Raw genomic sequence first — 8690 nt, 5'->3', positions numbered from 1 at the left:
GGTCGGGCCAGGGGCGCGGCTTTGGCACATGGACGCCGGCAAGGTTTGTTTACACGACCGGGCGCGATCTGAAATGCGGACTGAAAACGGCGACATTCGTATAAATTTCTTTACACGGCGGTTCAGAAACTTGCCAGTCGTCCGAAAAATCTTTTTTGTTCAATATCTTGGGGCCGCTATGCGGCCCTTTCCGACCGGTCCAGTGCCTCGTCAAGGCCGCTACAAGGACCGCGCAAGACCTCAAATTGACGCGGTAGCTGTCGAAGCGGCCGCGCCCCTACAGGCATAAAAAAACCAGCCCGAAGGCTGGTTTCTTGATTACCACACTGGCTTATCAGCCACGCGGCTTGCCGCGACCACGGCCTGCCGGCTTGTCACCCTCAGGCTTGCCGGTACGTTTGCGCATCTCGCTCGGGCGCTCGGCCACCGTGCTGCCACGGTTAGGTTTACGCGGGGCCTCTTCACGCGGCTGACGCGCCGGACGCTCGCCGGTAGCAGCACCTTCGTGAGCCGGGCGCAGGTTGCGCACGCGCTCGCCACGGCCCAGCGGGCGGGTCGACTTGCGCTGCAGGCGCTCCATCTTGTCCTTGGCCTTGAGCTTCATGGCAGGCAGCGCTACTGGCTGCAGGCCCACTTCGGCGGCCAGGATGTCGATTTCGCCCTGGGTCATTTCACGCCAGCGGCCCATCGGCAGGTCAGAGTTGAGGAACACCGGGCCGAAACGCACGCGCTTCAGGCGGCTGACCACCATGCCCTGGGATTCCCACAGGCGACGCACCTCACGGTTACGGCCCTCCATCACCACGCAGTGGTACCAGTGGTTGAAACCTTCGCCACCCGGTGCCTTCTGGATGTCGGTGAACTTCGCCGGGCCGTCTTCCAGCATCACGCCGGCTTTCAGGCGCTCGATCATCTCGTCGTCGACTTCACCACGCACCCGTACCGCGTACTCTCGGTCCATCTCGTAGGACGGGTGCATCAGGCGGTTGGCCAACTCACCGTCGGTGGTGAACAGCAGCAAGCCGGTGGTGTTGATGTCGAGGCGGCCGATGTTGATCCAGCGGCCCTCTTTTGGCCGTGGCAGGCGGTCGAACACGGTCGGGCGGCCTTCAGGGTCGTCGCGGGTGCAGATTTCACCATCAGGCTTGTTGTACATGATCACCCGGCGAGTGGCCTCGGCGGCCTCTTCGCGCTTGATCAGCTTGCCGTCTACGGCAATGGCGTCGTGCAGGTCGACGCGCTGGCCAAGGGTGGCTGCGACGCCGTTGACCTTGATGCGGCCCTGGCTGATCCAGGCCTCGACGTCACGGCGCGAACCCACGCCAATGCGCGCCAGCACTTTCTGCAGCTTTTCGCCAGCGGGTGGGGTGATCTCGGTATCTTGCAGGTCTTGCTCACTCATCTGGGCACCTCCCGGTGTAGGAATGAAAACAGGTTCTTGGCGACGAACGCGCCAAAAGGCCGCGCATCATACGCGGTTCGGCAATGGAACGCACTGGAGGTTAGAGGGTTTTGCACGCATTGGGAGAGGTTTCAGCCTAGTGGTCTTGTGTTGATCTCACTGGCCCTGTCGCCAAGAGAAGAATCAGGGCTGTAACTTGCCCTCTTCCCCCAGAGAAGCCTCAGGCTCCTCCTCGCGCAAGTCATCAAAATCGATCTTCAACCCCTCCTCCATGGCATCCAGCTCCACCAGCAAACTACGGAAGCTGGTTTCGTCCTTTGGCTCAGAAACGTCTTCTTCCCCAAGGCTGGCATCTGCCAACGCCTGCAGGTGCGCGGGCACTGGCGCATCATCCGGGTCGAGCAGCGGCTCCGGCTCCATTTCGCGCAGCTCGGCCAGGGCCGGCAGCTCATCCAGGCTCTTGAGGTTGAAATGGTCGAGAAACGCCTTGGTGGTGGCAAACATCGCTGGCCGCCCGGGCACTTCGCGGTAGCCAACCACGCGAATCCACTCGCGCTCGACCATGGTCCTGATGATATTGCTGTTCACCGCCACGCCCCGCACGTCTTCGATCTCGCCACGGGTGATGGGCTGGCGGTAGGCGATCAGGGCCAGGGTTTCGAGCAGCGCGCGCGAATAACGCTGCGGGCGCTCTTCCCACAGGCGCCCGACCCAGGGCGCAAAGTCCTCGCGAATCTGCAGGCGGTAGCCGCTGGCCACTTCCTTGAGCTCGAAGGCACGGCCGCTGCACGACTTGCCCAGCACCTCAAGGGCCTGCTTGAATACCTGGGGCTCGGGGCGCTCGGCCTCTTCGAGCAGCTCGTACAGGCGCTCCAGGGATTGCGGCTTGCCCGAAGCCAGCAAAAAAGCTTCGATCAGTGACGCCAGGTCGCGGGGGTCATTCAGGTTCATCAGGTTCTTCAACAAGCGCTGGGCGAAGCCGCACATGGATAGCGGCGAAGGGTTCATTCTGCACCAGTTCGATCAGCGATTCCTTCACCAGTTCGAGAACCGCCATGAAGGTCACCACCACACCCAGCTTGCCCTCTTCGGCGGCAAACAGGTCGCCGAACGGCACGAAAGCACCGCCCTTGAGGCGCTCCAGCACCTGGCTCATGCGCTCACGGGTGGACAAGGTCTCACGGCTGATCTGATGGCTTTCGAACAGGTCGTTGCGGCGCATGACCTCGGCCATGGACATCAGCAACTCTTCCAGGCTGACCTGCGGCAACAGCTTGCGGACCTTGGCCTGCGGTGCTTCCAGACGCGGCACAACGACCTCGCGGCCCACCCTTGGCAGGTCGTCAATGCCCTCGGCTGCGGCCTTGAAACGTTCGTACTCCTGCAGACGGCGGATCAGCTCGGCGCGCGGGTCGCCCTCCTCCTCCTCGACATCGGCCGAACGCGGCAGCAGCATGCGCGACTTGATCTCGGCGAGCATGGCGGCCATCACCAGGTACTCGGCAGCCAACTCCAGACGCACGCTTTTCATCAGTTCCACGTAGCCCATGTACTGGCGGGTGATTTCCGCCACCGGGATGTCAAGGATGTCGATGTTCTGCTTGCGGATCAGGTACAGCAACAGGTCGAGCGGCCCTTCGAAGGCTTCCAGGATGACTTCCAGGGCATCCGGCGGAATGTACAGGTCCAGCGGCATTTCGGTCAGGGCTTCGCCGTAGACCAGGGCCAGTTGCAACTGCCGAGGCGACTCGGCCTGCTCAGCCGGTGCCTCGGGCGCCTCCATCTGGCTCACGCGTTGACCATAAACGGCGTGGGGTCGCCGCAGCCTTCGCGGATCAGCGCGGGCTCATCGCCAGTGAGGTCAATGACGGTCGACGCCTTGAGGTCGCCAAAACCGCCATCGATGATCAGATCGACATGGTGCTCCAGGCGCTGACGGATCTCGTAGGGGTCGGTCATCGGCTCTATTTCGGGCGGCAAGATCAGGCTCACGCTCATCAACGGCTCGCCCAGCTCTTCTAGCAGAGCCAGCACGATCGGGTTGGATGGCACGCGCAATCCAATGGTCCGCCGTTTCTCGTGCATCAGCAACCGCGGTACCTCGCGGGTGGCATTGAGAATGAAGGTATAAGGCCCCGGAATGTGCGCTTTGAGCAGGCGGAACGTAGACGTATCGATCTTGGCGAACAACCCCATTTGCGACAAGTCGCAGCACAGCAGCGTGAAGTTGTGCTGCTTGTCCAACTGGCGCAAGCGCCGAACCCGCTCGATGGCGTTTTTATCGCCAATCTGGCAGCCCAGCGCGTAGGCCGAGTCGGTCGGGTAAACCACCACGCCACCCTTGCGGATGATCTCGACGGCCTGTTTTATCAGGCGCGCTTGTGGGTTCTCCGAATGAATCTGGAAAAATTGGCTCACGTAGTCATCCTGTTCATAGCGCCAAAGGCTGTTCATGGCTGAATCGACGCCACAGAGGTGGCAGATCCTCGGGCAAAGGCCGGTAGGCACCGATCTCTCCCCAGGTGCCGGGGCCGTGGAAGTCACTGCCAGCGCTTGCCAGCAGGCCGAACTCACGAGTAAGGATGGACATCGTGCCCACCTGCTCGGCCGGCATCATCCCGTTGACCACCTCAAGTGCCTGCCCGCCTGCCTGAATATAGTCGGCAATCAGCCTTCTGCGCTTGCTGCGGGTCAGGTCGTAGTGCATGGGGTGTGCAAGGCTCACCCACGCTTTGGACTGCCGCAGGGTGGCGACAGTTTCGTCGAGGGTCGGCCAATGCTGCTTGACGTCGCCCAGCTTGCCGGCACCCAGCCACTTGCGAAACGCCTCGCCGCGGTCCTTGACGTGCCCGGCACGCACCAGGTACTCGGCAAAATGGGGGCGCGCCGGGGCGTTGCCGCTGTCGCCCAGCTCGTGCTGTACGGCGCGGGCGCCCTCGAGTGTGCCGGGCATGCCCTTGGCTGCCAGCCGTTTGTCTATTTCTTCGGCGCGCAGCCAGCGGCCACGGTGCAGCGCTTCAATGGCCGCCAGCAAGGGCGGCGCGTCCAGCGGGAAGTCATAACCCAGCACATGGATGGTCGCGCCACCCCAGGTGCACGACAATTCCACCCCGCTGACCCAGCGCATGCCCCGCTCAATGCAGGCCTGGCGGGCTTCGGGCAGGCCTTCGAGGGTGTCGTGGTCAGTCAGTGCCAGCGTTTGCACCCCGTGCTCATGGGCCCGGGCAACCAGTACCGAGGGCGACAGGGCGCCGTCGGAGGCCGTGCTGTGACAGTGCAGATCAACATTCATGGAGAGCGCTTTCGCTGGAATCGATGTTTGTTATTATGCCGTCACATCCCGATTCTGGCTGCCATTGTGAAACAATTCATCGATTTCATCCCGCTGCTGCTGTTCTTCATCGTCTACAAGCTTGACCCGCGCCCCATGGAAGTCGCCGGCCACAGCTTCGAATTCGGCGGCATCTACAGTGCCACGGCCATGCTGATCATCAGCTCGCTGGTGGTGTACGGTGCGCTGTTCCTGCGCCAACGCAGGCTGGAAAAGGGCCAATGGCTGACGCTGGTGGCCTGCCTGGTATTCGGCGGCCTGACCCTGACCTTCCATAGCGAAACCTTCCTCAAGTGGAAAGCGCCGGTGGTGAACTGGCTGTTCGCCCTGGGCTTTGCCGGCAGCCATTTCATCGGCGATCGGGTGCTGATCAAGCGCATCATGGGCCACGCCCTGACCCTGCCAGATGCCATCTGGACCCGCCTGAACGTTGCCTGGATCGGTTTCTTCCTGTTCTGCGGCGCGGCCAACCTGTTCGTCGCCTTTACCTTCCAGGACTTCTGGGTGGACTTCAAGGTGTTCGGCAGCCTGGGCATGACCGTGATCTTCCTGGTGGCGCAAGGCGTGTACCTGTCGCGCCACCTGCACGACGACCCTTCTACTACCAAACCCAAGGATTGACATGCTCTACGCCATCATCGCCAGCGACGTCGCAAACTCCCTGGAAAAGCGCCTGGCTGCCCGCCCGGCGCACATCGAACGCCTGCAGCAGCTCAAGGCCGAAGGGCGCGTGGTGCTGGCCGGCCCCCACCCGGCCATCGACAGCAACGACCCGGGCGAAGCCGGTTTCAGCGGTAGCCTGATCGTTGCCGAATTCGAATCGCTGGCCGCGGCGCAGGCCTGGGCCGATGCCGATCCTTACATTGCGGCGGGCGTGTACGACAACGTCGTCGTCAAGCCGTTCAAGCAAGTATTGCCTTGATCTGAGACCGAGTCGCTTCCTCGCGGGCAAGCCCGCGAAGAAGCTGACGCGGCACCAGTAGTTATACGGCTGCCATCAGTCTGCGGTATCTTTGCCACTGGCGGGCCGAATAGCCGCCGTCAATGGTTGAATTGAGTGAGTCATGAGCGAGCTGTTACTGATTGATGATGACCAGGAACTGTGCGAGCTGCTCGGCAGCTGGCTGACCCAGGAAGGGTTCACCGTGCGTGCGTGCCATGATGGCCTGAGCGCACGCCAGGCCTTGGCCGAGCACGCTCCGGCGGCCGTGGTACTGGACGTGATGCTGCCCGATGGCAGCGGCCTGGAATTGCTCAAGCAATTGCGCAGCGAGCACACCGAGCTGCCGGTGCTGATGCTCTCTGCACGGGGCGAGCCGCTGGACCGCATTCTTGGCCTGGAACTGGGCGCCGACGACTACCTGGCCAAACCTTGCGACCCGCGCGAGCTCACGGCCCGTCTGCGAGCAGTGTTGCGCCGCAGCCACCCCACCGCCACCACCAGCCAGGTGGAACTGGGCGACCTGGTGTACAGCCCTGCGCGCGGCGTGGCCAGCATCGACGGCCGTGAAATGACCCTGACCCTGTCCGAAAGCCGCATTCTTGAAGCCCTGCTGCGCCAGCCTGGCGAACCGCTGGACAAGCAGGAGCTGGCGCAAATCGGCCTGGGGCGCAAACTGACCCTGTACGACCGCAGCCTGGACATGCATGTCAGTAACCTGCGCAAGAAGATCGGCCCGCATGCCGATGGCAGGCCACGTATCGTGGCGCTGCGTAGCCGTGGCTATTACTACTGCCTGTAACTCGCTGCAAGCTACAAGAAGGCGCAAGATCGCAATCGGCTTCACTTGCAGCCTGGAGCTTGGAACTGTTCTTTACAGTGCCTTTACCATCCCCTGACTGCGCTTGACGGTGATCTCCCTAGACTGTGCTCATCCGGTAACCACCGGCCTATGAAAGGAGAGACACCATGCGCAAGACCCTTATCGCCCTGATGTTCGCCGCCGCCCTGCCGACCGTGGCCATGGCCATGCCTGAAGGCGGCCCGCGTCACGACGGCCCGCATCATCGCGGTGATGCGCCTTTCCATCAACTGGACCTGAGCCGCGACCAGCGCCAGCAGATCGGCAAGCTGATGGGCGAGCAGATGCAGCAGCGCCGTGACATCACCGAGCGCTACCTGGCCAAGCTGCCAGCCGCCGACCAGAAAGCCATGAAAGACGAGCTGCAAGCCAGCCGCGACAAGACCGACACTGCGGTGCGCAACCTGCTCAAACCTGAACAGCAGAAAAAGTTCGACGAACTGCAAAAGGAACGCGCCGCCAAGAAAGCCGAGTGGCAGGAGTTCCAGGCCTGGAAAGCTGAAAAAGGCACCAAGGCTCAGTAAGCTGTCCGCCCGATGCCCGGCCCGCCTCCCCGCGGGCCGGGCTTTTACCGTTTACAGGAGGTGCACTTGCGTTCACTGTTCTGGCGCATCCTGGCCAGTTTCTGGCTGGCTATCACCCTGGTCGCAGGCCTGTCTATCCTGCTGGGCCACATGCTCAACCAGGATGCCTGGATCCTTAGCCGCCACCCGGGCCTGAATACCTTGGCCAGCAAGTGGGCCAAGCATTACGAGCAGCAAGGCCTGGATGCGGCACAGCACTTTCTGGAACGGCGCAAAGATCGCTACAAGATCGACGTGCAGGTACTCGATGACAGTGGCGAGGCCGTGGTGCCCGGCACCTTCCCACGCCGTGCGGCGGCCTTCGAGGCACGCCAGCACAATGACGAGCGGCGCCTGCCATGGCGTCGGCTGACCGAGGAATACACCAGCCCGGAGACCGGCGAAACCTACCTGCTGATCTACCGCATCCCCCACCCTGCACTGGACGCCTGGCACCGCGAAAGCCTGATGTGGCCGCTCAGTGCCTTGGGCATTGCGCTGGTGGTACTGACCCTGTTCAGCCTGCTGGTCACCCTGTCCATTACCCGCCCGCTAAGCCGCCTGCGCAGCGCGGTGCATGACCTGGGGCAGACCACTTACCAGCAGAACAGCCTGGCGCAGCTGGCTGCACGGCGTGACGAGTTTGGCGTGCTGGCCAAGGACTTCAACAAGATGGGCGCGCGCCTGCAAAGCACCATTGGCAGCCAGCGCCAGTTGCTGCGCGATGTGTCCCATGAGTTGCGCTCGCCGCTGGCCAGGCTGCGCATTGCCCTGGCTTTGGCCGAGCGCGCCGGGCCTGAGCAGCGGGAGACCTTGTGGCCGCGCCTGACCCGCGAGTGCGACCGGCTGGAAGACCTGATCAGCGAAATCCTTGCCTTGGCCCGGGTCGATGCGGAGCAGGCTCATGCCGAGCCGGTCGACCTCAATGCCCTGCTCGGCAGCGTGCGCAAAGACGCCTTGCTCAGCGCACCGGACCAGGACGTGCGCCTGGAGGCGCAGCCGGGGTTGACCCTGCAAGGTTGGCCGACGCTGATCGAGCGCGCCGTCGACAACCTGCTGCGCAATGCCCTGCGCTTCAACCCGGTGGGGCAGCCGGTCGAGGTCAGCGCCGTGCGTGAGCAGGACCACATCGTGATCAGCGTGCGTGACCATGGGCCCGGGGCGGCAGCGGAGCATCTGGCGCAGCTGGGCGAGCCGTTCTTCCGCGCGCCGGGGCAGGACGCGCCGGGGCATGGCCTGGGGCTGGCGATTGCGCGCAAAGCGGCGGAGCGCCATGGCGGGAGACTGGTGCTGGATAACCACCCACAGGGGGGCTTTGTGGCCAGGCTGGAGTTGCCCTTGGCTGAAGCTGCTGGCAGTTAATGTGATGTAAAGGCCACTGGCCTCTTCGCGGGGCAAGCCCGCTCCCACAAGTACGGTGCAGGTATCAGGCAGCGCGGACAACCATCCACAGGGGGGCTTTGTGGCCAGGTTGGAGTTGCCCTTGGCTGAAGCTACTGGCAGTTGATGTGATGTAAAGGCCACTGGCCTCTTCGCGGGGCAAGCCCGCTCCCACAAGTACGGTGCAGGTATCAGGCAGCGCGGACAACCAT

At 63.1% G+C, this 8690-nt stretch carries 10 protein-coding genes; 5 read left to right on the top strand and 5 right to left on the bottom strand.

Going from position 1 to position 8690, the window contains the following annotated elements:
* Positions 1 to 334 precede the first annotated feature (334 nt).
* From rluB to AC07XM_RS18250, 5 genes are all read right to left on the bottom strand, one after another.
* Positions 335 to 1402 (bottom strand): 23S rRNA pseudouridine(2605) synthase RluB, encoded by a 1068-nt coding sequence (gene rluB, locus AC07XM_RS18270; RefSeq protein ID WP_016488510.1) that lies wholly within the window; start codon positions 1400 to 1402, stop codon positions 335 to 337.
* 183 nt (positions 1403 to 1585) lie between these two features.
* The gene (gene scpB, locus AC07XM_RS18265) at positions 1586 to 2353 is read right to left on the bottom strand and encodes an SMC-Scp complex subunit ScpB (protein ID WP_024717734.1); all 768 of its coding nucleotides are present in this window, start codon (positions 2351 to 2353) and stop codon (positions 1586 to 1588) included.
* Positions 2340 to 3194 carry a segregation and condensation protein A gene (locus tag AC07XM_RS18260; RefSeq protein ID WP_023048349.1) on the bottom strand — a complete coding sequence of 285 codons (855 nt, stop codon included), beginning with the start codon at positions 3192 to 3194 and terminating at the stop codon, positions 2340 to 2342. Before AC07XM_RS18260 ends, scpB begins: the two co-directional genes overlap by 14 nt.
* The gene (locus AC07XM_RS18255; RefSeq protein WP_033734770.1) at positions 3191 to 3820 is read right to left on the bottom strand and encodes an L-threonylcarbamoyladenylate synthase; all 630 of its coding nucleotides are present in this window, start codon (positions 3818 to 3820) and stop codon (positions 3191 to 3193) included. Before AC07XM_RS18255 ends, AC07XM_RS18260 begins: the two co-directional genes overlap by 4 nt.
* A gap of 13 nt (positions 3821 to 3833) precedes the next feature.
* A complete protein-coding gene (locus AC07XM_RS18250) occupies positions 3834 to 4694 on the bottom strand; it encodes a PHP domain-containing protein (protein WP_016488514.1) in 861 nt (286 codons plus the stop codon).
* A gap of 66 nt (positions 4695 to 4760) precedes the next feature.
* Between AC07XM_RS18250 and AC07XM_RS18245 the strand changes: the two genes are divergently transcribed.
* The 5 genes from AC07XM_RS18245 to AC07XM_RS18225 all read left to right on the top strand — a co-directional run bounded on the left by AC07XM_RS18245 (position 4761) and on the right by AC07XM_RS18225 (position 8460).
* The gene (locus AC07XM_RS18245) at positions 4761 to 5354 is read left to right on the top strand and encodes a septation protein A (RefSeq protein WP_024717735.1); all 594 of its coding nucleotides are present in this window, start codon (positions 4761 to 4763) and stop codon (positions 5352 to 5354) included.
* 1 nt (position 5355) lies between these two features.
* Positions 5356 to 5655, top strand: coding sequence for a YciI family protein (locus AC07XM_RS18240; protein ID WP_016488516.1), 300 nt, complete (start codon positions 5356 to 5358; stop codon positions 5653 to 5655).
* 142 nt (positions 5656 to 5797) lie between these two features.
* Positions 5798 to 6475 carry a response regulator transcription factor gene (locus tag AC07XM_RS18235; RefSeq protein WP_016488517.1) on the top strand — a complete coding sequence of 226 codons (678 nt, stop codon included), beginning with the start codon at positions 5798 to 5800 and terminating at the stop codon, positions 6473 to 6475.
* A 167-nt stretch (positions 6476 to 6642) separates the two neighbouring features.
* The gene (locus tag AC07XM_RS18230) at positions 6643 to 7059 is read left to right on the top strand and encodes a Spy/CpxP family protein refolding chaperone (protein ID WP_016488518.1); all 417 of its coding nucleotides are present in this window, start codon (positions 6643 to 6645) and stop codon (positions 7057 to 7059) included.
* Positions 7060 to 7119: 60 nt separating this feature from the next.
* Entirely contained in the window at positions 7120 to 8460 is a 1341-nt protein-coding gene (locus AC07XM_RS18225) for a sensor histidine kinase (protein WP_102689259.1), read from the top strand.
* Positions 8461 to 8690: the final 230 nt, after the last annotated feature.

Source organism: Pseudomonas sp. GW460-LB5, from assembly GCF_059423245.1.
The sequence above is the reverse complement of the archived record's forward strand: the minus strand, read 5'-3'. Positions and strand labels throughout refer to the sequence as shown.